Source organism: Frankia alni ACN14a (assembly GCF_000058485.1).
GTDB lineage: Bacteria > Actinomycetota > Actinomycetes > Frankiales > Frankiaceae > Frankia > Frankia alni.
The window spans coordinates 7,256,373-7,282,098 of record NC_008278.1 but is presented as its reverse complement, the minus strand read 5'-3'; the positions used below and the strand labels follow the sequence as shown (position 1 = coordinate 7,282,098).

Here is a 25,726-nt window from a genome sequence, read left to right as displayed (position 1 = left end):
TTGCAGTGTTGATGTCGGTTCGATGTTCCGCGGGATGTCCGGCGGTCACCGCCCGGGGGTGGTCGGGCTGTCCGGGGAAAGGAGCCCGGAGCTGCGTGCGATCATCTCGTCGCGCCGGGACGCGAGGAGCCTTCTTCACCGGGCGTGACGCGAATTCGGTTCGGCGGCGCGGCCGGAACATATTTCGTCACGGCAGGCGAGCGGTGAACGATCGGAAGATCGCCGACCGCGGCGCATCCCCTGAGTTCCGCATTTCCCGAAGGGCGCCCACGAACCCCGCGGCGGCCACCGCCGGCGGAGGGCCGGGCCCGCTCCCGGCGTCAGCCGGTCGGTGCCGCGTCGGTTCTGGGCCGGACCAGAGTCACCCGGTCGAACGGCACCGGGTCGGGAGAGCCCGAGTCGTACGCGGTGACCCGGATGCTGGTCAGCCCGCCGGCCTCGCCGGGATCCACCTCGAACCCGGCGAAGGCGTAGGGGTGGTCGGGAGCCCGGAAGGCCAACCAGGCCGCGTCCTCGAGCGCACGGACGGCGGCCCGGTGCCGGCGTCCCGGCTCGGGGTCACGGACGCCGACCACGATCCGCCCGGCGGGCGGGTCCAGGAGGGTGTCCGTGGACGGCGACGACGAGCCTCCGGTGCCCGCCATCAGGTGGACCGTGCCCGCCGACGTGTCCACGACGGCGCCGCCAGGCCCGACCGCGCTCGCGACCGGCCGGGGGGCGAGGGTCGGGCTGCCCGGGACGATGCCTCGCACCGGGTGGCTGCGTTCGTAGTGGTGTTCGTGCCCGTAGAGCACGAGGTCCACTCCGTACCGGTCGAACAGCGGCAGCCAGGCCTCCCGGATGCCCAGGTCGGCGCCGTTGTGATCGGCCGAGGTGGACAGCGCCGCATGGTGCATGGCGACCACGATCCAGTCGATGCCCGGGTCGGCCCGGGCCTGCTCCAGCGTCCGGGCGAGCCAGGCGGTCTGCCGGCCGGCACTGAACCCGCGCAGGTAGATCGGGCCGCTGTTCTGGTAGCAGACGTCGTCGGCGCTGACGACCACGAAGCGGACCGCCCCGACCGTGAACGCGTACCAGAGCCCGGCGAGGTAGCCCTCGTCCCCGTTCGGCGGCAGCTCGAAGTAGGTCTGGTAGGCCGCGAGGCCCAGCGCGCCGTTCCCCCGCTCGATCTCGTGGTTGCCGACGCACGGCATCCACGGCCGTGCCCCCGCGGACGGGCTGATCATCGTGAACCAGTCGGACCAGGTGCGGACCGGGTCCTCGCGCTGATTGGCGTAGGACAGATCCCCGCCGGTGAGCGCGAACAGCGGTGCACACCGCTCGACCCCGACCACGGCGTACCCGGAGGCGGGCGAGCCGTACGGGTCGTACGGCCGGTCGGTGCCCTGATCGCCGAAGAAGGTGAAGCCGAAGGCGGCCCGCGAGCCCGGCGCCGTGCGGAACGAGCCGTCCGCCCCCTGCGGCCGGCCGTCGTGCTCGAGGGTGAACGCGTAGTCCGTGGCGGGTTCGAGCCCGGTCAGGCTCGCGTGATGGACGAAGACCCGCTCGCCCGTGCGCGCGTCCCGGTAGGAGCGGATGGTCGCCGGCACCGGCGGGCCGAGGGCGCCGGGCCGGGCTGCGCAGCGAACCGCGGGCCGGGTGGCGGGGCCGTGGCTCAGCCAGGAGACGACCATGGCCGTCGACGGCTCGGCGCCGAAGGTGAGATGAACGCCGTAGGCATCGTCGGCACCGCCCGTCACTCCACCCGATCCCGCCTGAACTGGTCTGATCTGACCTGGTTGTCGTTGCCGACCAACGAGCATGGTGCCACGGCCCCCGGCTGCCCATCGACTGAACGTCGTGTGGGATGGCCGACGTTGCGCCGCCGCCGCTGCTCGCCCCGTGATCCCCTACTGTCCTGGTGACGCCGCAGGCGCCCGCCGTCCCGGGGACGGGTGACACCGGGGGAGTGAACCCTGACCGCCGCCGACATCGCCCTGCTGGTGGGCGCCGGCGTGCTGGCCGGCATCACCAGCACCGTCGCGGGGCTGGCGTCGCTCGTCTCCTACCCCGCGCTGCTCGCGACCGGGCTGCCGCCGCTGGCGGCGAACGTCACCAACACGACGGCGCTGCTGTTCGTCGCGGTCGGTGCGGCCGCCGGGTCGAGGCCCGAGCTTGCGGGCCAGGCCGACCGGGTCGCCCGGTTCGGGGTGATGACCCTCGCCGGCGGGGCGGTGGGCGCCGTCGGACTCCTGACGCTGCCGGAGCGGACGTTCGAACGAGCGGTGCCGGTGCTGATCGCCGGGGCGGCCGTGCTGCTGTGGGCGCAGCCCCGGATCCTCGCCCGGCGGGCCGAGGCGCCGGCCGAGGGTGGCCCGGCGGTGCTCGCCGCGGTCTTCGGAACCGGGATCTACCTGGGCTATTTCGGCGCCGGTGGCGGGGCGGCGCTGCTCGCCGTGCTCGCGGTGGCGATCCCTGAGCCGCTCGCCCGGGTCAACGCCGTCAAGAACGTGTCGTCGGGCTTCGCGAATCTGGTCGCGGCGGCGGGGTTCGCCGTCTTCGGCCCTGTGCGCTGGACCGCGGTGGTGCCCCTCGGCGTCGGTCTGTTGATCGGCGGCGCGGTCGGGCCGCTGATCGTGCGCCGATTGCCGGGCGATCTTCTGCGGGTGCTCATCGGACTGGCCGCGCTCGGCCTCGCCACGAGCCTCGCGTGGGATGCCTACACCTGAGCCGCGCCCACGCCTGAGCCGGGCCCACCGCTGAGCCGGGCCTACCGCTGGGCCGCGCCCACGCCCGAGGGGAGCCGTCTGCGCGCGGGCCGCCGAAACGGCTGAGCCCCGGAACCTGGCGGGGTTCCGGGGCTCAGCCGCGGTCCGGTGGCGCTGGAGACGCGCCGCTGGTGCTACTCGCTGGACTTGGCGAGGTCGACCGGCGGGGCGTCGGGCACCTGGTTCGGCTTGGTCTCGCCGCGGAAGACGAACTTGGCGTCGTCCCCCTCGCCCTCGACGTCGCCGACGACGATCTCGCCCGGCTTGAGCGTGCCGTACAGGATCTTCTCGGACAGGACGTCCTCGATCTCCCGCTGGATCGTCCGGCGCAGCGGCCGGGCGCCGAGCACGGGGTCGTAGCCCTTCTTCGCCAGCAGCGCCTTGGCGGCCGACGTCAGCTCGAGGGCCATGTCCTTGTTCTTGAGCTGGATGTCCACCCGGGCCAGCATGAGATCGACGATCTGGATGATCTCGTTCTCGGAGAGCTGGTGGAAGACGATGATGTCGTCGATCCGGTTGAGGAACTCCGGCCGGAAGTGCTGCTTGAGCTCGTCCTGGACCTTCGCCTTCATCCGCTCGTAGTCGACGGCGCCCTGACCGGTGGCGAAGCCGATGCCGGGGCCCTTGGAGATGTCTCGGGTGCCCAGGTTCGACGTCATGATCAGGACGGTGTTCTTGAAGTCGACCAGCCGGCCCTGGGAGTCGGTCAGGCGACCGTCCTCCAGGATCTGCAGGAGCGTGTTGAAGACGTCGGGGTGGGCCTTCTCGACCTCGTCGAACAGGACGACCGAGAACGGCTTGCGCCGCACCCGCTCGGTGAGCTGGCCGCCCTCCTCGTAGCCGACGTAGCCGGGCGGGGAGCCCACCAGCCGCGAGACGGTGTGCTTCTCCATGTACTCGGACATGTCGAGCTGGATGAGCGCGTCCTCGTCGCCGAAGAGGAACTCGGCGAGCGTCTTGGACAGCTCGGTCTTACCGACTCCGGACGGGCCGGCGAAGATGAACGACCCGCCGGGACGCTTGGGGTCCTTCAGCCCGGCGCGGGTGCGCCGGATCGCCTGCGAGACGGCCTTGATGGCCTGCTGCTGGCCGATGACCCGCTTGTGCAGCTCGTCCTCCATGCGCAGCAGACGGGCCGTCTCCTCCTCGGTGAGCTTGAAGACCGGGATGCCCGTCCAGATGGCGAGCACCTCGGCGATCTCCTCGTCGCCCACCTCGGCGACGACGTCCATGTCGCCGGCCTTCCACTCCTTCTCCCGCTTCGCCTTCTCGGACAGGAGGGTCTTCTCCTTGTCCCGCAGCGAGGCGGCCTTCTCGAAGTCCTGCGCGTCGATCGCGGACTCCTTGTCGCGGCGGACACCCGCGATGCGCTCGTCGAACTCGCGCAGGTCCGGCGGCGCGGTCATCCGGCGGATGCGCATCCGCGAGCCGGCCTCGTCGATCAGGTCGATCGCCTTGTCCGGCAGGAAGCGGTCCGAGATGTACCGGTCGGCCAGGGAGGCGGCGGCGACCAGGGCGGCGTCGGTGATCGACACGCGGTGGTGCGCCTCGTAACGGTCGCGCAGGCCCTTGAGGATCTCGATGGTGTGCGCCACCGACGGCTCCGCGACCTGGATCGGCTGGAAGCGGCGCTCCAGCGCGGCGTCCTTCTCCAGGTGCTTGCGGTACTCGTCGAGGGTGGTGGCACCGATCGTCTGCAGCTCGCCGCGGGCGAGCATCGGCTTGAGGATCGACGCGGCGTCGATCGCGCCCTCGGCGGCGCCCGCGCCGACCAGCGTGTGCAGCTCGTCGATGAACAGGATGATGTCGCCGCGGGTGCGGATCTCCTTGAGGACCTTCTTCAGCCGCTCCTCGAAGTCACCGCGGTAGCGGGAACCGGCGACCAGAGCGCCGAGGTCGAGGGTGTAGAGCTGCTTGTCCTTCAGGGTCTCGGGCACCTCGCCCTTGACGATCGCCTGCGCCAGGCCCTCGACGACGGCGGTCTTGCCGACGCCGGGCTCGCCGATCAGGACCGGGTTGTTCTTGGTCCGGCGCGACAGCACCTGCATGACGCGCTCGATCTCCTTCTCGCGCCCGATGACCGGGTCGAGCTTGGACTCGCGCGCCGCCGCGGTGAGGTTGCGGCCGAACTGGTCGAGCACCAGCGAGGTGGACGGGGTGCCCTCGGCCGGAGCGCCGGAGGTGGCCGTCTCGCCCTTGCCCTGGTACCCGGACAGGAGCTGGATGACCTGCTGACGCACGCGGTTGAGGTCCGCGCCCAGCTTGACGAGCACCTGGGCGGCGACGCCCTCGCCCTCGCGGATCAGGCCAAGCAGGATGTGTTCGGTCCCGATGTAGTTGTGGCCGAGCTGGAGGGCCTCCCGAAGCGACAGCTCCAGGACCTTCTTCGCACGCGGGGTGAACGGGATGTGCCCGCTCGGTGCCTGCTGGCCCTGGCCGATGATCTCCTCGACCTGCGACCGCACACCCTCAAGGGAGATGCCGAGGGACTCGAGGGCCTTGGCGGCGACGCCCTCGCCCTCGTGGATCAGGCCAAGCAGGATGTGCTCGGTCCCGATGTAGTTGTGGTTGAGCATCCTGGCCTCTTCTTGGGCCAGGACGACGACCCGACGTGCCCGGTCGGTGAATCTCTCGAACATGTGCGCTCCTTCGAGCTGCGACCGACCACACGACAGCCGGTATCCGCATGCTAGCTCCGCCGAGGCATGTCCTCACGCATCGAACAGAAACCTACCCGCCGGCTCCGTCCACTTCGTCGGGGACGGAGGACCAGCTTGACTGCCGGCCCGACCAGCGGAGACGCCTAAGGCAACCGTGGCCGACCAGCCATGATTCCGTCACGTCGTTCCGCCAAGAGCAGAACGACTCGAGCCTCGCGGCGCCGTCGCCGCCCGCCCGCTCGGGGCGGTGGGGCCTGCCCGCCAGGCGATCTCTCGCCCGGCCGGCTCTCCCTTGTCGCTACCGACGGTAGTCGATGGCGGGGTGCCTTCTGTTGTGATTGGGGCCACATGCACATCGCTTTGCAATTTTGATGTTACTGTTCGGCGTTGAGGCATTAAAGATCTTGCATTATCGAGACTCAACGCCTTCCTACAACCACTTTACGTGTGTCCACGGCCGACCGCGTGCTGAGCGCGAGTCAGACCGCAAGACCTCCATTACCCTGCGTGTCTATCCAGGCGCGCATCCGCCGCTCGCGATCGGCGTCGTCGGTGAAGGGACAGGTCGTGCAGTACTCCTCGCCGAGGCGGTGCGCGAGGCAGCACGATCCGCAGCGCATCCCGGTGTAGGACCGGCCGCGATGGACGAACTCGTGCCAACGCGGGCGGGCACGCATCGTCGGGGCCGCGCGTTCGAAGAACGCGTCCGCCTCCTGCCGTCCCGTGTCGGGGTCCCCGGTGGCCCGCTCGGTCAGCAGGAAGGCCCGTGCGCACTGCGCGGCCACCGCGCCCCAGAGGGCCGGGTAGCCGGTGCGGACCCGCGCCCGCAGCTCGCGGACGAACGGACCGAGATGGGAGAGCACCTCCTCCACGAGGACTCCCCGCAGGGCGGCGAGATCGCCGACCACCCGATCCGGCCGATCCGACCCGCTGTGGCGCGCCGTCGTCCGGTCGACGGGGCCCGCGAGCGCGGCGTCGGCCAGCACCGTCCCGACGGGCAGGTGCAGCGCCGTCCGGTCGAACCAGCCGCTGTCGAGCTCCCGCAGCGACATCCCCGCCGGTTCCAGGTCCGGGACCCGTCGCAGCAGCACGTAGGAGGCGACGGCCGGCGCGACGACGGCGGCGGCGTACCAGTTGGCCAGGTAGCTCGCGGCGACCTCGGGGCTGGCGCCGGGATGGGACCGGGCGATCCGCGCCAGCGACCGCGTCACACCCGCCGGCCCCGAGAGAAAGGCGCAGTCCGCCCAGCCGGGGCCGGTCGGCACGCCAAGACACAGGCCGCGAGGTTCCAGCGCGTTGGCGAGGCTACGCGGGACCATCCCCTGGGCGGCGGTCGCGATCGACTCCCGCGGGGATCGGAGGGGCGAGGATCCACCTTCGGTGGCCGGCTCCCGCGGCGTTGCGGGAGTCGGCAGTGGCACCAGCATGGACTTAGGTAAGGCTAACTTCAGGCTCGCTGTCAAATGAGTGTGGCCGCTCCGACATGCAAGCCGGGCATAGGGCGTTCCGCACCTTTTACCCCTCATGGCCCGGTGGCGGCCCACCGCCACCCGGTCCGCAAGGTGGTAGAACCGACCTTCATCATCCTGCGGCGGCCACGCCGGAGTCGGCCGCGCGCTCGCGCCCGACTGTGCTGTGCAACGTGACCAATGCACGACGTGACCAATGCGCGACGAGGCCAGAGCGCAACGTGGCCAACGCGCAACGTTGTCGATTGTCCTCGGACCGTCGGCGCCGCGCATCCGCAGGTTGCCTCGGGATGCCGCACCGCAGGTGGCGGGGCACGGGCCGGTGGCCCGGACGGGTGGGCGAGATCGTTCGGTGGCGCGGAGGCGTGGTCGGCGCGGAGGCGTGGTCGCGGCGGCGGCGCGGCACCGGCGGCGGCCCGCCCGGCGGCGCGGCGCGGCTGGGACGTCACGATCCGCCGTGGCCATCCGTACCGGAAAGTCGCCGATCACCTACGGCAAACGTGCGCACTTGACACGTTGTGTCCGTTATGAAACGTTTTGTAGCTCTCGGCGATCCGTGTGCGTACCTGGGCGGGGATCGTGCATCCCTTGCCGGTACGGTGCGTGTACACGGGTCGGAGATCTTCTGTTCACGGCCCGGTTGTCACGGCGCTACGCAAGTCTGTTCCATTCGACGACGAATAGGCCAGGGTTGATGGGGCTGAAAGATCTTCCCGTCGCGGTCGGAGACCGGCATGTGGCCGCGTTCCAACGGGCGGGTTGGGAGGTGGCTCGCCGCAGCGGTAGCCACGTCGTGCTCCGCCGGGCCGGGGTGCAGGCGAACCTCTCGGTGCCCTGCAATGGGCAGGAGGTCAAGCGGCCGCTGCTGGCCAAGCTCATCGAACGAGCCGGCCTCACCTTGGAGGAGTACTGCGACTACTTCCGGCGGCGCTGACGATCCGCCGCCGTAGGCGCCGCGGAGCTCAGGCCGCCACCCGGACCGGGACGGTCAGCTCGGTCGGTAGTCTGTCCGCGTCGGGCTGCTCGTGCCGACCCACACTGAGGTGCTGGCCGCTCTGGACCTCCAGGACGAGGATCATCGCGTCGATGATGTTGTCCACCGTCTCGTCGAGGCTGTCGCCCTGGGACACGCATCCCGGGAGCTCGAGGACTTCCGCGATGTAGCCGCCGTCGATCTCCGCCGTTTCGATACGTATCGTATAGACCTGGTCTGCACTACGTATCGTCATGGTTGTCTGCTTCCAAGCCGCCGACATCTGCGTCAGGTAAGAGCCTAGCGTTCATGGGAGCCAGCCGCCTCGGGTACCGGGCTGAAGACCACCCCCTCCTTCCACTGAAGGCCACCCCCTTCTTCGGCGGCCACCGCTGACGTCGGGACCGATCGTGCCGGCGCCGGCCGCGATCGCCCCCGGCCACCGCCGGACGGAGCCTCAGCGGCGGTCGGCGGCGAGGTAGCGGTCGACCGCTGTGGCGATGGCCTGCTGGCCGCGGGCCGTCGGGTGCGCGCTGAGGTCGCGGGCCGGCGGCAGCAGGCCGATCGGGGCCACCCAGGAGTCCCTGGTGCAGATCTCGTGGCCGCGCAGCGCCCGGTCGGTCGCGACGTACTCCACGTCCGCGTCGGCCGCCGCCCGTCGGATCACCCGGTTCAACTGGCTGTTCAGGTTGGTGAGCTGCCGCCGTTCGGTGTTGCTCAACCATTTGCAGTTGTTCTTCCGCTGGCTGCTCGGGAAGATGTCGGGATATCCGACGACGAGAATCCTGGACTGCGGCGCAGCCGCCTTCAGTGCGGCATAGTTCGCGCTCAGGACGTCCGGGAGCTCCCTGGTGATGAGATCTCGCTCGCGCTTGTCCTTGCCATCCCAGAAACACTTCCAGGTGAAGCAGCTCAGGATTACGTCGCTGAAACCGGCGTCGTTACCGCCGATGGTGATGGTGACGATATCCGGGGCGGTGCGCAGCCGCCGCAGTTGGGTGAGCTGTGGCAGTTCGCCCTTGTACGATTCGTTGAGGGCGTCGGTGGTCGCCCCGGCGCACGCGGCGAAGAGCGCGACGGTGGTCGGCGGTTCCATGGTGGCGAGCGTGCGCGGCCACGCCTGGTTGCTCCGCCGACAGCGGGGTGTGAGCACGTCGAAGGGCGGATTGCCCTCGCCGGAGGAGTAGGAGTCGCCCAGCACCGCCAGGGTGCGGGGCCGGGCCGCCGCGGACGCCGGAGTGTTCCACCCGGACGACGCCGTCACGGCGGTATACAGAAATACCGTCGACAGCGTGAGGAGGAAGGGCCGGGCCAGGCGCCCGGCCCGACCGCGCCTGCCACCCGCCCAGGCCTCCGAGGATCGGTCCCGCATAGCCTGGAATCGTAACCGGTGGAACCGGTCGCGCACTCTCGATGCGGCGGGATGTCGGTATCCCGACCGGCGTTCGTCAGAGAATTCTGCCGCCGCGCGCCGGACGAATCACCCCGAGGTCGGAATCAGATGTTCTTCTCGAAGACCAGGCGAAGACCGATGAGGGTGAGATGCGGCTCGTGCCGGTCGAGCGTCTCACTCTCCTTGACGACGAGCGAGGCGAGCCCGCCGGTGGCGATCGCGGTCGCGTGCGCGCCGAGCTCGGCACGGATGCGCCGGACCAGCCCGTCCACCTGGCCGGCGACCCCGTAGATCATCCCGGACTGCAGCGCCTCGACGGTGCTCTTGCCGATCACCGATCGCGGTGGGGTGAGCTCGACCTTGCGCAACTGCGCCGCCCGGGACGCCAGCGCGTCCAGGGCGATCTCGATGCCGGGCGCGAGCACCCCGCCGATGAACTCGCCCCGCGCCGAGACCACATCCAGGTTCGTCGAGGTTCCGAAGTCGACGACGATCGCCGGCCCGCCGTAGAGGTGGTGTGCGGCGAGCGTGTTCATGATCCGGTCCGCGCCGGCCTCCTTGGGGTTGTCGATCAGGATCGGCACCCCCGTCCGGGTACCCGGTTCGACGATGACGACCGGGAGGTCGCGGAAGGCACGAACCACCATCCGGCGCAGCTCCCGCAGCGCCGCGGGGACCGTCGAGCAGATCGACACGCCCGTGATCCGATGCTCGCCGAGCAGCCCGCGGTAGAGCAGCACGAGCTCGTCGGCGGTGGCGTGCGGATCGGTACGGACCCGCCAGGAGTCGGCGAGGTCGTCACCGTCGAAGACCCCGACGACGGTGTTGGTGTTGCCGACGTCGATGGCGAGCAGCATCAGGACTCCTCCACGGTCGGGCCCGCCGAGCTCGGGCCCGCGCAGTCCGGTCCCGACGGCCGGCCGGGATCGAGATCGAGGCCGAGATCGAGAGCGGGCGCCGAGTGGGTCAGGGCGCCGACCGCAAGATAGTCCACCCCGGTGGCCGCGACGTCCGCGGCCACCCGCAGGCTCAGCCCGCCGCTGGCCTCCAGGCGCACCCCCGCCGGCCTGGCCAGGGCCACCGAGGCCCGCAGGTCCCGCGGCGTCATGTTGTCGCAGAGGATGAGGTCCGCCCCCGCGGCGACCGCCTCGGCGACCTGGTCGACGGTGTCGCACTCGACCTCGACGGGCAGCCCCGGGAACCGGTCCCGCACCGCGGCGAAGGCCGCCGCCACCCCGCCGGCGGCGACCACGTGGTTGTCCTTGATCAGGGCGGCGTCGGTCAGCGACATCCGGTGGTTGCTGCCGCCGCCGCAGCGCACGGCGTACTTCTCCAGGGCGCGCAGGCCGGGCAGCGTCTTGCGGGTGTCGCGGATCGCCGCGCCCGTCCCGGCGACGGCGTCGACCCAGGACCGGGTCAGCGTGGCGATCCCGGACAGGTGGCACAGCAGGTTCAGCGCGGTGCGCTCGGCGGTCAGCAGGCCGCGGACCGGGCCGTTGACCCGGGCCACCGTCGTGCCGGGGGAGACGGCGTCGCCGTCGGCGGCGGTCAGGGTGACGGTCACGGACCGGCCGAGCAGGCTCTCGAACACGGCCGCGGCCACCGGCAGCCCGGCGACCGTCCCCGCCGCGCGGCTGACCAGGGCGCCGTGCCCGACAAGGGCGGCGTCGACGGTCGCCGCGGAGGTGGCGTCGACCGCGCCGGCGCGACCGCCCGGCCCGTCCGGCTCCCCGCTCGGCAGGTCCTCGGCGACGGCCCGGCCGATCACCGTGACGACGCCCTCGGGGTCGAGGCCGGCCGCGACCAGCGCGCTGCGGGTGGCGGGGGACAGCCGACCGCTGTGCACCTCGATCCAGCCGTGCCCGTCGGTCCAGCCGTGCCCGTCGGTCCAGCCGTGCCCGTCGGTCCAGCCGTGCCCGTCGGTCTCGCTCACGGCGCCGGCCGCATGGGTTCGACATCGATGATCAGTTCCCCCTCGGGGTCGAGCCGGGTCAGGATCCGGCCGAGCCAGTGGGCGTCGTCGCGGTCGCCGAAGTCCTCCCGCCAGTGCGAGCCCCGGGTCTCCGTGCGGGTCGCGGCGGCGGCGACCAACGCGGTCGCGACGGTGCGCAGGTTGGTCATCTCCCAGGCCGGCGGGCCGGCGGTCACGGTCGCGCCGCTGACCCGCAGGTCCCCGAGGCCGGCGAGGACCTTCGCCGTCGCCCGCAGGCTGTCGGCGCTGCGCAGCACCCCGGCGCCGTCGGTCATCGCCCGGGTCAGCTCGGCACGCTCGGCCGGATCGGTCAGCCCGCTGCCCCGGCCGACGACGGGGGCGGCGGGCACCGGGTCCCGGCGCCGGCCCGCGCGCGCGGCGCCCGCGATGTCCTGGGCGATGCGGGCGGCGAAGACCAGGCCCTCCAGCAGGCTGTTCGACGCCAGCCGGTTGGCCCCGTGCACGCCGGTGCAGGCCACCTCCCCGCAGGCGTACAGGCCGGGCACGGTCGTGCGGCCCCACAGGTCGGTGCGCACCCCGCCGGAGGCGTAGTGGGCGGCCGGCGCGACCGGGATCGGCATCGTCACCGGGTCCACGCCGACGGAGCGGCAGCGCGCGGTGATCGACGGGAAGCGCCGCTCGATCGTCGCCGCCCCGAGCCCCCGGGCGTCGAGGTACAGGTGCTCGACCCCCTGTGCGGCCATCACCCGCGACATCTGCTTGGCGACGACGTCGCGGGGAGCGAGGTCGGCGAGCGGGTGGGCGCCGGCCATCACCCGCTGCCCGGAGGCGTCGACGAGGACGGCACCCTCGCCGCGCATCGCCTCGCTGACCAGCGGCTGTTGGCCGCCGGGCTGGGCGCCCACCCGGGCCGAGTCCGCCGGCGGCAGCCACAGCGCGGTCGGGTGGAACTGGACGAACTCCAGGTCGGCGACGACGGCGCCGGCCCGCAGCGCCAGCGCCACGCCATCGCCGGTGGAGACGCCCGGATTGGTGGTCGAGGCGAAGATCTGCCCCATCCCGCCGGTCGCGAGCACGACCGCGGGCGCGGTGACCGCCCCGACGCCGTCCCGGCTGCCCTCGCCGAGCACGTGCAGGGTCGCGCCCGCAGTCCGACCGTCGGCATCCCGCAACAGGTCAAGGACGAGGGCGTTCTCGATCACCTCGACCGCCGGGTCGGCCCGCACCGCGGTGATCAGGGCCCGCTCGACCTCCAGCCCGGTGGCGTCGCCGCCGGCGTGGACGATCCGGTTGCGCAGGTGGCCGCCCTCGCGGGTGAGGGCGAACGAGCCGTCGTCGGCCCGGTCGAAGCGCGCGCCGAGCTCGGCGAGTTCCCGCACCCGGGCCGGCCCCTCGTCGACCAGCACCTGCGCGGCGTCCGGGTCGCACAGGCCGACGCCGGCGACGAGGGTGTCGGCGAGATGGTCGGCGGGGGAGTCCTCGGCGGCGAGCGCCGCGGCGATCCCGCCCTGCGCCCACCGGGTGGAGCCGGCGTCGAGATGCGCCTTCGTGACCAGCAGGACCCGGGCCGCGGGCAGCTCCCGGCGCAGGTGCAGGACCGCGGTGAGCCCGGCGATCCCCGATCCGATGACGACGATGTCCGCGGCGCGGCTCCACCCTGGGCGCGGCGCGCCGAGTCGGCACGGCAGCATGATCACCGGGGGGCCACGACCGTCCGGCTCGCCGGGAGCGCGACGGGGGCCTGGTGGGTCGGGGTGCCCCGGCGGGCGGCGGCCGTCACCGGGTTTCCCGGCACGGCGAGGTCGCCGCGCAGACTCGAGGGATCGTCGGGAAGCGCCTCGGCCGGGTCGTGGCCGCGGCCGATGATCCGGTTCTCGGCGTCGACGAACAGCACCCGCGGGACGTGCCGGCGCGCCTCGGCGTCGTCCATCATCCCGTAGGCGATGATGATGACGAGGTCCCCGGGCTGGACCAGCCGGGCCGCCGCGCCGTTGATGCCGATCACGCCGCTGCCGGCCGGGCCCGCGATCGCGTACGTCTCCAGCCGGGCCCCGTTGTTGATGTCGACGATCGTCACCTGCTCGCCGGGGAGCAGGTCGGCGGCCTCGAGCAGGTCGGCGTCGATCGTCACCGAGCCCACGTAGTGCAGGTCGGCCTGGGTGACCGTGGCCCGGTGGATCTTGGCGGTGAGCATGGTGCGCAGCACGGTCAGGCTCCCTGGGTGTCGGTGGGGAGGATGAGCGAGACGTTGTCGATCAGGCGGGTCGTGCCCACGCGGGCGGCGACGAGCAGCAGCGCGGGGCCGCCGCGGACCGGCCCCAGATCCTCGGGGCCGGCCAGTTCGAGGTAGTCGACGTCGACGCCGTCCGCCGCGTCGAGCACGGCGCGCGCGGCCGCGAGCACCGCCGGCGCCCCGTCGGCGCTGGCCGCCGCGCCGGCGGCGAGCGCCCGGGACAGCGCGAGCGCCTCGGTCCGCTGCTCGGCGGTGAGGTACACGTTGCGGCTCGACCTCGCCAGGCCGTCGGGCTCGCGGGCCGTCTCCACGCCGATCACCGTGACGTCGAAGGCGAGGTCGGCGACCATCCGCCGGATGCAGACGAGCTGCTGGGCATCCTTGCGCCCGAAGAACGCCAGGTCGGGCTGGACCAGGTGCAGCATGGTCCCGACGAGGGTGAGCATCCCGTCGAAGTGGCCCGGGCGGGACGCCCCCTCCAGCACCGCGCCGAGCGGGCCGGCGCCGAACCGGACCAACGGCGGCGGATCGTGGATCACCGCGGGGGCGAACACGACGTCGACCCCCTCCCGGGCGCACACCGCGAGGTCCGCGGCAAGCGTGCGCGGGTAGCGGTCGAGGTCCTCGCCCGCGCCGAACTGCAGCGGGTTGACGAAGATCGTGGCGACCACCTGGTCCGCCCGGGCACGGGCCGCGCGCAGCAGGCTGGCGTGCCCCTCGTGCAGCGCCCCCATGGTCATGACCACGGCGCGGACCGGCCGGTCGTGCCGCGAGGCCGCGCGGGCGGGCCCCGCGTCCTGCGCGGCGGCTGGCGGGTGCGAGCTCGCCGCGCGGTCCAGCGCGACGAGGGCGGCCCGGAGCTCGGCCCGGTCGCGGACCAGCACGGGCCGGTCGGATCCGGCCGGCGCCGGCGCCGGCGCTGGGCTGGGGATGACGGCGGGATCGGAGCCGCTGGGCCGACCGGGGCGCGGGGCGCGGTCGGGCGCGGTGGAGGAGACGATGCTCATGGTTTCCGTTCCAGTCCTCGGGTGGGGTACCGGACGTCGAGCGCCACTGTAACTCGCCCGCAATGCTCGCCGCGACTCCCTGTGATCCGGGCATCGCCCCGATGATCCACGCACCGTTTCCCCAGCCCCGCGCCCGTGCCCCGCGCCCCGTGCCCCTGCGGGGGCCCACGACGGGGCGCGTCAGCCCGGGGGCATCGCCCAGCGGTCCGAACAACGGACGGGGACCTGGGCACCGACCGTGCCGACGCTGCCGACCGTGCCGACGGTGCCGACCGTGCCGACGGTGCCGACGCTGCCGACCGTGCCGACGGTGCCGGCGTCGCCCCTCGTGCCGCCGGTGCCGACCGGCTGGGTGGGCAGCTCGGGGCGTCGGCCGTCGGGCCCCGGCTGGTCGCCGCGCCACACGCGATCCCCGAGCAGGGTGAGCACGGCCGGCATGAGAATCACCCGGATCAGGGTGGCGTCGAGGAGGATCGCCGCGCCCAGGCCCACCCCGAGCTGCTTCATGCTGACCTGGGACAGCGTCGCGAAGATCGAGAACACCGCGACCATGATGACCGCCGCGCTGGTCACCACCCCCGCGCTGCGTCGCACCCCCACCGTCACGGCGTCGCGCATGGACAGCCCGGCCGCCCGGGCCTCCCGGACCCGGCTGAGCACGAAGACCTGGTAGTCCATCGACAGCCCGAACAGCACCACGAACAGCATCAGCGGTAGCCAGTTGGTGACGGCTCCGGTGGAGGTGTAGCCGAGCAGCCCGTCGGCCCAGTGGTGCTGGAAGACGGCGACGAGCAGGCCGTACGCCGCCCCCACCGACAGCAGGTTCAGGCCGACGGCCACGGCCGCGACCAGGGCGCTGCGGAACGCCGCCAGCAGCAGCCCGAAGGCCAGCACCATGACGAAGGCGATCACCAGCGGGGTCCGGCCGTTGAGCCGGGCGTTGAAGTCCGCGGATCCGGCGGTGGTGCCGGTGACGTCGGCCCGCAGGCCCGGGGCGGCGCCGATGGTCGCGGGGATCACCGTCGAGCGCAGCGTGTGCAGGGCCCTGACGGACTCCCCGTCCGTGCCGCTGCCCGCGATCGGGATCCTGACCCGTGCGACCCGGTGATCGTCGGTGACCGTGACGACCACGGGCTCGAACATCCGGCCGCTGGCCACCGCCCGGCTGCGCAGCGCGTCGATGGCCGCTCGCGCCTGCGGGGTGGTGACGTCCGCGCCGTCGGTGCCGGAGACGACGACGGCCGCCGCGACCTCGCCGCCGGGGAAGGCGGCCGACAGCCGTCCGTAGGTCTTCATGATCGGCAGGTTCTTCGGGATGTCGTCGATGCCGGGCTCGGCGGTGTGCATCCCGAGCGCGGGCAGCGCCAGCAGCACCAGCAGGCCGCCCGTCACCGCGGCGACCGGCGCGGGCCGGCGCAGCAGCCGACCCATGATTCCCGGCCTGGCCAGGTGCGCCTGCACATCGCTGTGGCGCCGCCGCGTCGCCCGGCGCCGCCACGGCAGCCGCAGCAGCTCCACCCGGTCGCCGAGCAGCGACAGCAGCGCGGGCAGCACGGTCAGCGAGCCGAGCACGGCCACCAGGACGACGATGATGGTGCCGACCGCGACGCCGGTGAACACCGACAGGCCGGTGATGAACAGGCCGGCCATCGACGCCGCGACGGTGAGGCCCGAGACGAGTACCGCATGCCCGGAGGTCTCGGCGGCGATCTCCAGCGCACGCTCGGGACCGTGGCCGGCGGCCCGCTCCTCGCGTTCCCGGCGGATGTAGAACAGCGCGTAGTCGACGCCGACCGCCAGCCCGATCAGCAGCATGACCGACGTCGCCGTGTCGTCGGTCGGGAACAGCCGGCTGGCGAAGGCGACCAGGCCCAGCGCCCCGACGAAGGCGGTCAGCGCCAGCGCCATCGGGATCACCGCGGCGACCACCGCGCCGAACACGGCCAGCAGGATGCCGAGGGTCAGCGGGATGGCGAGCAGCTCGGCGCGGTGGAAGTCCTTGCCGACGGTGGCATTGAGCGCCTTGTCGGCGCTGGCATCCCCGAACTGCTCGACCGACACGCCGGGGTGCGCCGCGCGGACGGCGGCGACGGCGTCCAGGGTCGGGTCGACCGACGCCGGATCGTCGGCGGTGCCCTTGAGGTCGAAGGTGAGCAGCACCGAGCGCAGATCCCGCGACACCAGGCCGGGGTCGACGCTCGCCCCGGCCACGCCCAGCGGGCTGCGCAGCGCCGTCGCCACCCCGCTCGCCCGTACCCGGGTGGCGGCGTCGCTCAACGCCGCGCGGACCTGCGGGTCCGCCAGCAACGCCCGGGGGTCCGCCGCCGGGGTCGCGCGCTGGATCAGGATGTTCTCGCTGTCCGTGTCGACGTAGCCGTGATCGGCCAGGATGTGCTGGGCCCGGGAGTCCTCGCCCGTGCTGTAGTCGGCGTCGGCCAGGGTGTGGGTGCCGATCATGCTGCCGAGGACGATCGCCAGCACGACGCCGAGCAGCCAGCCGCCGACGGCCAGCCCGCGGTGCCGCACGCTCCACCGCGCCGCCCGCGCGGCGAGGTGCGTCGGCCGGTTCGCGCCGACCGTCGGCCGATCCGCGCCGGCCGTCGGCCGAGTGGGTCGGCCGGCCCCGGGGGGATCGGCCGACCGCTCTCGATCGGCTGTCGGAGCTGCGAAAACGTCTGTCGGACGAGGTGGCGTCTGCATGGAACGACGATCTCGTTGCGGACGTTCATGGTCACTGCGGCGGGCTACCGGCTTTCCGCTGCGGCCATCCGCCCGTCCGCGGTAGGGCTGTCCCCACCATCCGTCCTTCTGGAGGCAGGGGCCTCCAGAAGGTTCTCAGGAGGTGGAGAGGTAGTCCTTGAAGGAGATGCCGGTCAGCCGCTCGTAGGCCTCGACGTAGCGGGCCCGCGTCGCCTCGACGACGTGGTCCGGCAGCTCCGGCCCCGGCTCGGTCCTGTCCCAGCCGGTGCTCGTCAGGTAGTCCCGGATGTACTGCTTGTCGAACGACGGCTGGGAGACGCCCGGCGACCAGGTGTCCTCCGGCCAGAACCGGGACGAGTCGGGGGTGAGCACCTCGTCGGCGAGCCGCAGCGTGCCCTCGGCGTCGTGGCCGAACTCGAACTTGGTGTCCGCGAGCAGGATGCCCCGCTCGGCCGCGAGGTCGCTGGCCCGCCCGAAGATCTGCAGGGTGAGCCGCTCCAGCTCGGCGGCGAGCTCGGCGCCGACCCGCCCGGCCGCGTCCGCGCGGCTGATGTTCTCGTCGTGCTCGCCGATCGGCGCCTTCGTCGACGGAGTGTAGATCGTCGACGGCAGCCGGCTGCCGTCCACCAGCCCGGCCGGCAGCGGATGCCCGCTGACCGCGCCGGTGCGCTGGTAGTCCTTCAGCCCGCTGCCGGTCAGGTAGCCGCGGGCCACGCACTCGATGAGCACCATGTCGAGGCGGCGGCACAGCATCGACCGGCCGCGCAGCTGCTCGGTGTACGGCGCGAGCTCGGCCGGGTACTCGTCCACGTTCGAGCTGATGACGTGCGACGGGACGAGGTCGGAGAGCTGGTCGAACCACCACAGCGACAGCCCGGTCAGCACGGCGCCCTTGTCGGGAATCTCGGTCGGCAGGACCACGTCGAACGCCGAGATGCGGTCGCTGGCGACCAGGAGCACGGCGTCGTCCCCGACCGCGAACAGCTCCCGTACCTTGCCCGAACCCAGGTGGGTGAGTCCGGCGAACTCCTCATGTGTCAGCGGCATGCCCCGACCGTACCGACCCCGGACACCACCCGTGGCCTGGTGCGTCCCGCGCCATGCCCGCGTGACGATTTGTCCGTTTGTGTGTCCGGTACAGGTCGGACGATCCGCCGCCGACCTGCGTCGCCGGCACCCGCCACCGAGCATGGATGCCGCCGGACGTGTCGATGCAGGCCGAGGTGACGGCAGGAGACTGGATGGAGGCGGCAGACAACCGGGACCGCGCCGCCTGGACCAACCCTGGCCGGCGCCGTCCAGGTCCCCGACTGCCGGCTTATCCAGAGGGATGAATCGGGCGCGGAACCCTCTGGATAAGCAGGAAGCCGGCGCGGTGGCCGTCCGGACGGGCGGTCGTGGCCCTGCGCCCGGGGAGCCGGTGCCGTTGGCCGGCCGCCGGCCGCCGACTCTCAGGTGAGGGCGGCGAGGGCGGCGAAGACGGGGCCGAGGCGCTCGGTGTAGCGCTCGGGGCGGCTGACCTCGTCCAGGCGGGCCTCGTCGAGGGGCAGGCCGCGGTCGCCGGCGTGCTTGCGCAGGGTCTCGCGGAACGGCACGCCGGTCTGCCAGGTCTCCATCGCCGCCGCCTGGGTGACGGCGTAGGCGTCCTCACGGGACAGGCCCGTCTCGACCAGCTCCAGCAGCACCGCCGAGGTGTAGACCAGCCCGCCGGTGGCATCGAGGTTCGCCCGCATCCGCCCGGTGTCGACGACCAGGCCGGTGACCAGTCGCGTCGTCAGGTGCAGCAGGTAGTCGACGCCGGCCGCCGCGTCCGGCAGGGCGATCCGCTCGGTCGAGGAGTGCGAGATGTCGCGCTCGTGCCAGAGCGGCACCCCCTCCAGGACCGGGACGTACTGGGCCCGCACGATCCGGGCGAGGCCGGCGATCCGCTCCGACATGATCGGGTTCTTCTTGTGCGGCATCGCCGAGGAGCCCTTCTGCCCGGAGCCGAACGGCTCGGACAGCTCGCGGACCTCCGTGCGCTGGCCGTGGCGCACCTCCAGCGCGACCGCCTCGCAGAGCGTCGCCAGCCCCGCCAGCGCCGCCACCCAGTTCGCGACGCCGTCACGCAGCACCACCTGAGTCGCCACCGGCGTCGGGCGCAGGCCCAGCTTCTCGGCGACGTACGCCTCGACGTCGGGGGTGATGTTCGAGTACGTCCCGACCGCGCCGGAGATCTTCGCGACGGCCACGTCGGCGCGGGCCGCGCGCAGCCGGTCGCGGCAGCGGGCCAGGCCGAAGGCGAGGTCGGCGACCCGGTGGCCGAACACGGTCGGCTCGCCGTGGATGCCGTGGGTGCGCCCGACCCGCAGGGTGTCCCGGTGGGCCAACCCCAGGTCGCGCAGCGCCGCGACGAGGGTGTCCGCGCGGGCGAGCAGCAGGTCGGTCGACTCGACGAGCTGCAGGGCCAGCGCCGTGTCCAGCAGGTCGGACGACGTCATGCCGAAGTGGACGTAGGCGGCGGCCGAGCGCGGCTCGGTGCGGTCCGCCCAGGCAGACAGGAAGGCGATCACGTCGTGCTGGGTGACGGCCTCGATCTCCGCGACCGCCTCGGGCGTGGGGGCGGGAGCTGCCCGGACCGGCGCGACGGAGTCGGCGGGGATCCGGCCGGCGGCGGCGTGCGCCTCCATCACCAGCACCTCGACCTGGCACCACAGTTCGTACTTGTGCGCCTCCGACCACACCCGGCCCATGTCGGGCAGGGTGTACCGGCCGATCACGGCCGGGCGCCGGCGGCGGCTGCCGTGGCCAGGGCGTCGGCCGCGGCCTGCTCGAAGTCGTCCTTGAACGCGGCGAGCTTGAGGCTCAGGTCCGGGTCGGACAGCGCCAGGATCTGGATGGCGAGGATCGCCGCGTTCGTCGAGTTGTTCAGGCCGACGGTGGCCACCGGCACGCCGGGGGGCATCTGCGCGATGGCGAGCATCGAGTCCATCCCGTCCAGCGCCCCGCCGGAGATCGGCACCCCGATCACCGGCAGCGTCGTCAGCGCGGCGATGGCGCCGGGCAGCGCCGCGGCCAGGCCCGCCCCGGCGATGACCACCGAGATGTCCCGGGCGCGAAGCTGGCCGACGTACTCGGCGAGGGTGCGCGGGGCCCGGTGCGCCGACAGCGACACCTGCTCGTACGGCACGCCGAAGCGCTCCAGGGTGGCGCCGGCCTTGCTCATCGTCTGGGTGTCCGACGGCGACCCGAAGACGACGGCCACTCGGGGACGGTCGGATCCGGTGCTGCTCTGCGACACGGTCTACTCCTTCTCTTTCGGCCGCGTCGGGTCCTCGCCCGGCGCGGTGTCCGCGCGGTGTACGTCAGCCGCATGACGCATCCGGGACGGGTCCCCGATATCGGTGCGGTAGTGGGCGCCGGCCAGCGAGATCCGGCTGACGGCCTCGTAGGCAGATCCTCGCGCGGACTCCAGGTTGGAGCCGATCGCCGTGACCGACAGCACGCGCCCGCCGGACGAGACGACCTGCCCGTCGGCGTCGCGGCGGGTCCCGGCGTGCAGCACGTCGACCCCCGTCAGCGCCCCGGCGGCGGCGAGCCCCCGGATCGGGTCACCGAGGCGCGGCGCCGCCGGGTAGCCGGGCGCGGCCACGACGACGCTGACGGCGGCGCCCGAGCGCCACACCGGCGCGCGGCGCCCGGACAGCACGTCGGTCAGCGGCGTGGTGAGCAGGGCGAGGATGGCCTGGGTCTCGGGATCGCCGAAGCGGACGTTGAACTCCACCACCCGCGGGCCGCGGGTGGTCAGCGCGAGCCCCGCGTAGAGCAGGCCGGTGAACGGGGTGCCGCGCCGGGCCATCTCGTCCACGGTCGGGCGGATCACCGTCGCGACGATCTCCGCGGTCAGCCCGTGCGACGCCCAGGGCAGCGGGGTGTACGCGCCCATCCCGCCGGTGTTCGGGCCGGTGTCGCCGTCGCCGACCCGCTTGTGGTCCTGCGCGGGCAGCAGCGGCAGGACCGCGCCGGCCTCGGTCACGATCGCGAACAGGGAGACCTCCGGCCCGTCGAGGTACTCCTCCAGGACGACCCGGTCGTCCGGGCCGCGCAGGCTCGCCCGCACGGCGGCGACCGCGGCCTCGCGGTCCTCGGTCACGGTGACGCCCTTGCCGGCGGCGAGCCCGTCGTACTTCACCACGTACGGCGGCCCGAACTCGTCGAGGTCGGCCAGCGCCGGCTCGACCTCGGTGTGGTCGCGGCCGGCGGCCGTGGGCACACCCGCGGCGCGCATGACCTCCTTGGCGAAGGCCTTGCTGCCCTCCAGCCGGGCGGCGGCCGCGGTCGGGCCGAACACCGACAGGCCGCGGGCGCGAACCTCGTCGGTGGCGCCGGCGACCAGCGGCACCTCGGGGCCGATCACGGTGAGGTCGGCGCCCACCCGTTCGGCGAGGTCGGCGACCGCGTCCGGGTCGGCGACGTCGAGCGGGCGGGGCTCGGCGAGCTCGGCCGTGCCGGCGTTGCCCGGCGCGCAGACCAGTGCGTCGACCCGCGGGTCGCGAGCGAGCGCCCGGCACAGTGCGTGCTCGCGTCCACCGGATCCGACGACCAGGACTTTCATCTGTTCACCTCGGGGCGGGGGCGGCGACCGGCCGCGCGCCGGCTGGCACCGGGGCCTCGCCGGGCGGCCTGGGATGGCGTGGCGCGGGCGGCGGCAGCGGGGCCGCGGCCGCGCTGCGGCGGAACGTGGTGCAGGCGGCGGCCCCGGGCGGCCGTCACAACCGGTCCCCGGCGCGCGGCGCCGGGCCGGGAGAAGGGGACCGGCGCGGGCACGGCGAAGGGCGCGGCACTCCCGCGACCGCCGGAACGGGCCGGGAGCCGTGGCGGTCGGATCGGGTCACGGCCCCAGCCTAGCGCGCAACTGATCATCAGGTGTCCCGTGCCGGTTGCGTGGCAGCCAAAGCGGTGCGTTGTGCACGTTCCCGGGGGCTCGGACCGGGCGAAACGCACCGCAGTCCGCGGCAGGCCGGCCCGCGTCGGTCGATCAGAGACCGACGCCCGCGCGCCACAGCAGATGGGCCATCCCGTGCACCAGGTGCAGGGCGCAGCGGCGGGCGTCCACCTCGGCCATGCCGGCGACGATGACGGCCGTGTCGACCGGCCAGACGCGGACCTCCCGGCCGAGCACGGTCAGCGGCGACGGATCGTCACGTCCCTCGAAGGCACGCCCGCCCGGCTCGACGAACAGGTGCAGCGACCGCCCGGCGGCCGGGAAGGACTCGCACCGCCAGTACAGCAGCGGCCAGGCCTTCAGCCGCTCGCGGCGGTGCACCCGGTGTGCCGGCCCGGCAGCGGGCTCGGCGGCGGCCTCCGGCGCGACCCGCGCCGGGATGCTCCCCTGCGGGTCGACGACCGCGCGCGGCCGGGAGCCGTGCCGGCCCGCGGTCCGGCGCGCCACGGTGCCGCGGGCCCGCACGGTGACCGGCGGTACCAGGTTCTCCGCGGCACAGAAGTCCAGGAAGTCATGGATCTGGGCGTCGACGTGGTTCGCGACGGCGGCGGCGCGTTCGAGCCGCTGTGCCTCGGCCCGCTTCGAGCTGCGGATGGCGTGGCTGCCCCGAAGCAGCACGTCGGTGAGCGTTTCCGGCAGCGCCTCGCCGGTGGGGGAGAACCCGACCGGCCAGGCGTCGGAGTCGGTCGGGCGCAGGTACCGGTGCCGCACCGCCGGCGCCCACAGCGCCGGCCGGGTGTCGGGAACCGCCCGGGCATCGCCGGCCAGTGCCTCGCCGGCCAGTGCCTCGCCGGTGGGGGCCTCGGCGGTGCGGGTGTCGGCCGGGGCGGGCGGTGGCGGCATCTGGCCGGGCACGGAGTGATCGTCGCTGGACGGGCGGGCCTGCGCACCGGACACCGTCCTCACCCCCACCCGCCATCGCTTAACGTGACCGTTCAAGCCTCGACGGTAACGCTGCGTTGTGCAACTGGGGCGGCGACCCCGGGGTTGCGCCGGGCGGGGTCAGACCAGGTCGTTGATGACCAGGGTCTGGTCGCGGCCCGGGCCGACGCCGATCGCGGAGACGGGCGCGCCGGAGAGTTCCTCCAGTGTCCGGATGTAGTCCTTCGCGGCCGCGGGCAGGTCGGCGTACTTCCGCACGTCGGAGAGGTCCTCCTGCCAGCCCGGCAGCTCGGTGTAGATGGGACGCGCGTGGTGGAACTCGGTCTGCGTCATCGGCATCTCGTCGACCCGTTCGCCACCGATGTCGTAGCCCACGCAGATCGGCACGCGATCGAAGCCGGACAGCACGTCCAGCTTGGTGAGGAACAGGTCGGTCAGGCCGTTGACCCGCACCGCGTAGCGGGCGATCACCGCGTCGAACCAGCCGGTGCGCCGGGCCCGGCCCGTCGTCACGCCGAACTCGCCGCCGATGCGCCGCAGCTCCTCGCCGACCTTGTCGTCCAGTTCGGTGGGGAAGGGGCCGGCGCCGACCCGGGTGGTGTACGCCTTGATGATCCCGACGACCCGGTTGATCCGGGTCGGCCCGATGCCGGCGCCGGTCGCCGCGTACCCGGCGGTCGGGTTCGACGAGGTCACGAACGGATAGGAGCCGTGGTCGACGTCGAGCAGCGTGCCCTGGGAGCCCTCCAGCAGCACGACCTTGCCCTCGCGCAGCGCGCGGTCCAGGACGAGGCCGGTGTCGGCGATGTGCGGGCCGAGGCGTTCGGCGTAGGCGGCGTACTCCTCGACGACCTCGTCGACCTCGATCCGTCGCCGGTTGTAGACCTTCGCCAGGACCTGGTTCTTCTCCCGCAGCGCGAGTTCGAGCTTCTTGCGGAAGATGCCCGGGTCGAGCAGGTCCTGGACCCGGATGCCGGTGCGGGCGACCTTGTCGCCGTAGGTCGGGCCGATGCCGCGGCCGGTGGTGCCGATCCGGGCCTTGCCCAGGTAGCGCTCGGTCACCCGGTCCAGCGCCCGGTGATGCGGCATGATCAGATGGGCGTTCGCGCTGATCAGCAGGCGCGAGACGTCGATGCCCCGGGCGGCGAGCCCGTCCATCTCGGTGAGCAGGACACCGGGGTCGATCACAACCCCGTTGCCGATCACCGGCACGCAGTCGGCCCGCAGGATGCCGCTGGGGATCAGGTGGAGGGCGTAGCGCTCCTCCCCGATGACCACCGTGTGGCCAGCGTTGTTGCCGCCCTGGTACCGGACGACGTAGTCGACGGCGCCGCCCAGAAGGTCGGTCGCCTTTCCTTTTCCCTCGTCGCCCCACTGGGCGCCGATGAGGACGAGAGCGGGCACCGGGCGAGGTTACTAGGGATGGCACTCGCGCGTGGCCGGTCGGCCGATGCCGCGACCAACCGGCGCCGAGGACTCACGATCCGTCGAAGCCGAGTTCCCGTGCGGCGGCGGGATCGCTGTCGGTGAGGAAGTTCTGACAGCGGGTGGCCTCTTCGGTCTCCCCGATGGCCGCCGCGGCGCGTCCGAGCGCGGCCAGGGAACGCAGGAAACCGCGGTTCGGCTCGTGCGACCAGGGAACCGGCCCGGTGCCCCGCCAGCCGGCGCGGCGCAGCGCGTCAAGTCCGCGGTGGTAGCCGGTGCGGGCGTAGGCGTACGCCTCGACGGGCCGGTCGCCGGCCAGCGCGAGTTCGGCGAGGGCGGCCCACGGGGCACTGAGCGCGGGCGAGGCGGCGGCCACGGCCGCCGGCGACTCCCCCGCGGCCAGCGCGTCGGTGGCGATGGCGTCGGAGGGCAGCAGCGTCGGCGGCGGGCCCGAGAGCAGGTTGCGGCCCGGGTCGGACGGCGTCGTCATGGATGCATCCTGCCGCACGGCTGTGGCGACCTGCCGTGCGGGTGGTGCGACCTGCCGTGCGGGTGAGGTGACCGGCCGTGTGCGGGTGGTGCGCAGCCGCGGCGGGTCACGACCGGACGGTGACGTTCCACAGGTTCTGGCCGACGGCGCCGGGCTGGCCGTCGCTGACCCGGGTCAGGTAGCCGTAGAGGGCGGCGATGCCCTGCGACTGCGGACCGAACTTTCCGTCGACGGTGAGCAGGAAGCTCTTGTTGCGCATCGCGGCCTGCCAGACGAACGCGTCCGGGCGGACGTCGTTGCCGTAACCGGCGTTGAGGACGGTGCCCTTGTAGGAGTTGTCACCCATCTCCTGGCGAGCGCGATCCAGTGTCATCGGCGGCTCGGCGGGGGCGAGGGCCTGCTCGATGACGTCACCGGAGCCGACCGCGGCCGGGCCGTTGTTCGTCAGGCCCATCTTGCGCGAGCAGGACGGCCAGGGCTGCCATCCCCGCGCGTTGTAGAGCTTGGCGGCGGCCTCGTCCTGGGTGGCGGGGGAGGCCTGGTAAGGCCGGCCGGAGTAGCCGAGGCCGTGCCAGGTCTGGTCGTCGAACTGGTAACCGCCGGAGAAGCCGTTGCCCGTGTTGGTGGCGTAGTTCCCGCCGGACTCGCACTGGCGGAGCTTGGCGAAGTCGTCGGCGGTCGCGGCGCCGGCCGGGGCCGCGGCGACCGTGCTGACCGCGAGCCCGCTGCCGACGATGGCCGTCACCGCGCCGGTGGTGCGAAGGATGCGACCCGCGGTCGAGTGGGCCTGCGGGGCCCGATGTCTACCACCACGCCGTCCTGACGGCATG

At 73.1% G+C, this 25,726-nt stretch carries 21 protein-coding genes; 2 read left to right on the top strand and 19 right to left on the bottom strand.

The window, feature by feature from the left end:
* Positions 1–320: 320 nt before the first annotated feature.
* Positions 321–1,739: a purple acid phosphatase family protein gene (locus FRAAL_RS29165; RefSeq protein WP_041939949.1), complete on the bottom strand. Its 1,419-nt coding sequence runs from the start codon at positions 1,737–1,739 to the stop codon at positions 321–323.
* Positions 1,740–1,982: 243 nt separating this feature from the next.
* On the opposite strand from FRAAL_RS29165, the gene FRAAL_RS29160 reads away from it, so the two are divergent.
* A complete protein-coding gene (locus FRAAL_RS29160) occupies positions 1,983–2,708 on the top strand; it encodes a sulfite exporter TauE/SafE family protein (RefSeq protein ID WP_011607717.1) in 726 nt (241 codons plus the stop codon).
* Between the two features lie 173 nt (positions 2,709–2,881).
* Here FRAAL_RS29160 and FRAAL_RS29155 read toward each other — a convergent pair whose 3' ends face one another.
* Together FRAAL_RS29155 and FRAAL_RS29150 are read right to left on the bottom strand one after the other, a co-directional pair.
* Positions 2,882–5,386 carry an ATP-dependent Clp protease ATP-binding subunit gene (locus tag FRAAL_RS29155; RefSeq protein WP_011607716.1) on the bottom strand — a complete coding sequence of 835 codons (2,505 nt, stop codon included), beginning with the start codon at positions 5,384–5,386 and terminating at the stop codon, positions 2,882–2,884.
* Positions 5,387–5,886: 500 nt separating this feature from the next.
* Positions 5,887–6,834 (bottom strand): (2Fe-2S)-binding protein, encoded by a 948-nt coding sequence (locus tag FRAAL_RS29150; protein WP_041939948.1) that lies wholly within the window; start codon positions 6,832–6,834, stop codon positions 5,887–5,889.
* 736 nt (positions 6,835–7,570) lie between these two features.
* Here FRAAL_RS29150 and FRAAL_RS29145 point away from each other — a divergent pair.
* On the top strand, positions 7,571–7,810 hold the full coding sequence (locus FRAAL_RS29145) for a type II toxin-antitoxin system HicA family toxin (RefSeq protein WP_041939947.1): 240 nt from the start codon (positions 7,571–7,573) through the stop codon (positions 7,808–7,810).
* 28 nt (positions 7,811–7,838) lie between these two features.
* Here the strand turns inward: FRAAL_RS29145 and FRAAL_RS29140 are convergent, their stop codons facing one another.
* From FRAAL_RS29140 to FRAAL_RS29060, 16 genes are all read right to left on the bottom strand, one after another.
* The gene (locus FRAAL_RS29140) at positions 7,839–8,105 is read right to left on the bottom strand and encodes a type II toxin-antitoxin system HicB family antitoxin (RefSeq protein WP_197537234.1); all 267 of its coding nucleotides are present in this window, start codon (positions 8,103–8,105) and stop codon (positions 7,839–7,841) included.
* A gap of 201 nt (positions 8,106–8,306) precedes the next feature.
* Positions 8,307–9,221: an SGNH/GDSL hydrolase family protein gene (locus FRAAL_RS29135; protein WP_050997293.1), complete on the bottom strand. Its 915-nt coding sequence runs from the start codon at positions 9,219–9,221 to the stop codon at positions 8,307–8,309.
* 125 nt (positions 9,222–9,346) lie between these two features.
* A complete protein-coding gene (locus FRAAL_RS29130; RefSeq protein ID WP_011607711.1) occupies positions 9,347–10,099 on the bottom strand; it encodes a type III pantothenate kinase in 753 nt (250 codons plus the stop codon).
* The gene (nadC, locus tag FRAAL_RS29125) at positions 10,099–11,073 is read right to left on the bottom strand and encodes a carboxylating nicotinate-nucleotide diphosphorylase (RefSeq protein ID WP_306280585.1); all 975 of its coding nucleotides are present in this window, start codon (positions 11,071–11,073) and stop codon (positions 10,099–10,101) included. The genes FRAAL_RS29130 and nadC overlap by 1 nt, the downstream gene beginning before the upstream one ends.
* A 98-nt stretch (positions 11,074–11,171) precedes the next feature.
* Positions 11,172–12,872 (bottom strand): L-aspartate oxidase, encoded by a 1,701-nt coding sequence (locus FRAAL_RS29120; RefSeq protein ID WP_011607709.1) that lies wholly within the window; start codon positions 12,870–12,872, stop codon positions 11,172–11,174.
* Positions 12,869–13,381 carry an aspartate 1-decarboxylase gene (gene panD, locus FRAAL_RS29115; protein ID WP_041939946.1) on the bottom strand — a complete coding sequence of 171 codons (513 nt, stop codon included), beginning with the start codon at positions 13,379–13,381 and terminating at the stop codon, positions 12,869–12,871. Before panD ends, FRAAL_RS29120 begins: the two co-directional genes overlap by 4 nt.
* Positions 13,382–13,383: 2 nt before the next feature.
* Positions 13,384–14,415, bottom strand: coding sequence for a pantoate--beta-alanine ligase (gene panC, locus FRAAL_RS29110; protein ID WP_231861418.1), 1,032 nt, complete (start codon positions 14,413–14,415; stop codon positions 13,384–13,386).
* A gap of 180 nt (positions 14,416–14,595) precedes the next feature.
* Complete coding sequence (locus tag FRAAL_RS29105; RefSeq protein WP_011607706.1) at positions 14,596–17,115, bottom strand: MMPL family transporter; 2,520 nt, start codon at positions 17,113–17,115, stop codon at positions 14,596–14,598.
* 135 nt (positions 17,116–17,250) lie between these two features.
* On the bottom strand, positions 17,251–18,162 hold the full coding sequence (locus tag FRAAL_RS29100) for a phosphoribosylaminoimidazolesuccinocarboxamide synthase (protein WP_011607705.1): 912 nt from the start codon (positions 18,160–18,162) through the stop codon (positions 17,251–17,253).
* A gap of 404 nt (positions 18,163–18,566) precedes the next feature.
* Positions 18,567–19,874, bottom strand: coding sequence for an adenylosuccinate lyase (gene purB, locus FRAAL_RS29095; protein ID WP_011607703.1), 1,308 nt, complete (start codon positions 19,872–19,874; stop codon positions 18,567–18,569).
* Positions 19,871–20,395 carry a 5-(carboxyamino)imidazole ribonucleotide mutase gene (gene purE / locus FRAAL_RS29090; RefSeq protein ID WP_041939945.1) on the bottom strand — a complete coding sequence of 175 codons (525 nt, stop codon included), beginning with the start codon at positions 20,393–20,395 and terminating at the stop codon, positions 19,871–19,873. Before purE ends, purB begins: the two co-directional genes overlap by 4 nt.
* Positions 20,396–20,398: 3 nt before the next feature.
* Complete coding sequence (purD, locus tag FRAAL_RS29085; protein WP_011607701.1) at positions 20,399–21,709, bottom strand: phosphoribosylamine--glycine ligase; 1,311 nt, start codon at positions 21,707–21,709, stop codon at positions 20,399–20,401.
* 423 nt (positions 21,710–22,132) lie between these two features.
* Entirely contained in the window at positions 22,133–22,996 is an 864-nt protein-coding gene (locus FRAAL_RS29075; protein WP_041939943.1) for a hypothetical protein, read from the bottom strand.
* 105 nt (positions 22,997–23,101) lie between these two features.
* On the bottom strand, positions 23,102–24,385 hold the full coding sequence (locus FRAAL_RS29070; protein ID WP_011607698.1) for an adenylosuccinate synthase: 1,284 nt from the start codon (positions 24,383–24,385) through the stop codon (positions 23,102–23,104).
* Positions 24,386–24,458: 73 nt separating this feature from the next.
* On the bottom strand, positions 24,459–24,896 hold the full coding sequence (locus FRAAL_RS29065) for a DUF3151 domain-containing protein (RefSeq protein WP_041939942.1): 438 nt from the start codon (positions 24,894–24,896) through the stop codon (positions 24,459–24,461).
* Between the two features lie 106 nt (positions 24,897–25,002).
* On the bottom strand, positions 25,003–25,725 hold the full coding sequence (locus tag FRAAL_RS29060) for a transglycosylase family protein (RefSeq protein ID WP_041939941.1): 723 nt from the start codon (positions 25,723–25,725) through the stop codon (positions 25,003–25,005).
* Between the last annotated feature and the right edge of the window lies 1 nt (position 25,726).

Excerpts from the sequence above, each read along its gene's own strand:
- FRAAL_RS29155 (WP_011607716.1), bottom strand. The coding sequence starts at position 5,386 with ATGTTCGAGAGATTCACCGACCGGGCACGTCGGGTCGTCGTCCTGGCC.
- FRAAL_RS29150 (WP_041939948.1), bottom strand. The coding sequence starts at position 6,834 with ATGCTGGTGCCACTGCCGACTCCCGCAACGCCGCGGGAGCCGGCCACC.
- FRAAL_RS29145 (WP_041939947.1), top strand. The coding sequence starts at position 7,571 with ATGGGGCTGAAAGATCTTCCCGTCGCGGTCGGAGACCGGCATGTGGCC.
- FRAAL_RS29140 (WP_197537234.1), bottom strand. The coding sequence starts at position 8,105 with ATGACGATACGTAGTGCAGACCAGGTCTATACGATACGTATCGAAACG.
- FRAAL_RS29135 (WP_050997293.1), bottom strand. The coding sequence starts at position 9,221 with ATGCGGGACCGATCCTCGGAGGCCTGGGCGGGTGGCAGGCGCGGTCGG.
- FRAAL_RS29130 (WP_011607711.1), bottom strand. The coding sequence starts at position 10,099 with ATGCTGCTCGCCATCGACGTCGGCAACACCAACACCGTCGTCGGGGTC.
- panC (WP_231861418.1), bottom strand. The coding sequence starts at position 14,415 with ATGAGCATCGTCTCCTCCACCGCGCCCGACCGCGCCCCGCGCCCCGGT.
- FRAAL_RS29105 (WP_011607706.1), bottom strand. The coding sequence starts at position 17,115 with ATGCAGACGCCACCTCGTCCGACAGACGTTTTCGCAGCTCCGACAGCC.
- FRAAL_RS29100 (WP_011607705.1), bottom strand. The coding sequence starts at position 18,162 with ATGCCGCTGACACATGAGGAGTTCGCCGGACTCACCCACCTGGGTTCG.
- purD (WP_011607701.1), bottom strand. The coding sequence starts at position 21,709 with ATGAAAGTCCTGGTCGTCGGATCCGGTGGACGCGAGCACGCACTGTGC.
- FRAAL_RS29065 (WP_041939942.1), bottom strand. The coding sequence starts at position 24,896 with ATGACGACGCCGTCCGACCCGGGCCGCAACCTGCTCTCGGGCCCGCCG.
- FRAAL_RS29060 (WP_041939941.1), bottom strand. The coding sequence starts at position 25,725 with ATGCCGTCAGGACGGCGTGGTGGTAGACATCGGGCCCCGCAGGCCCAC.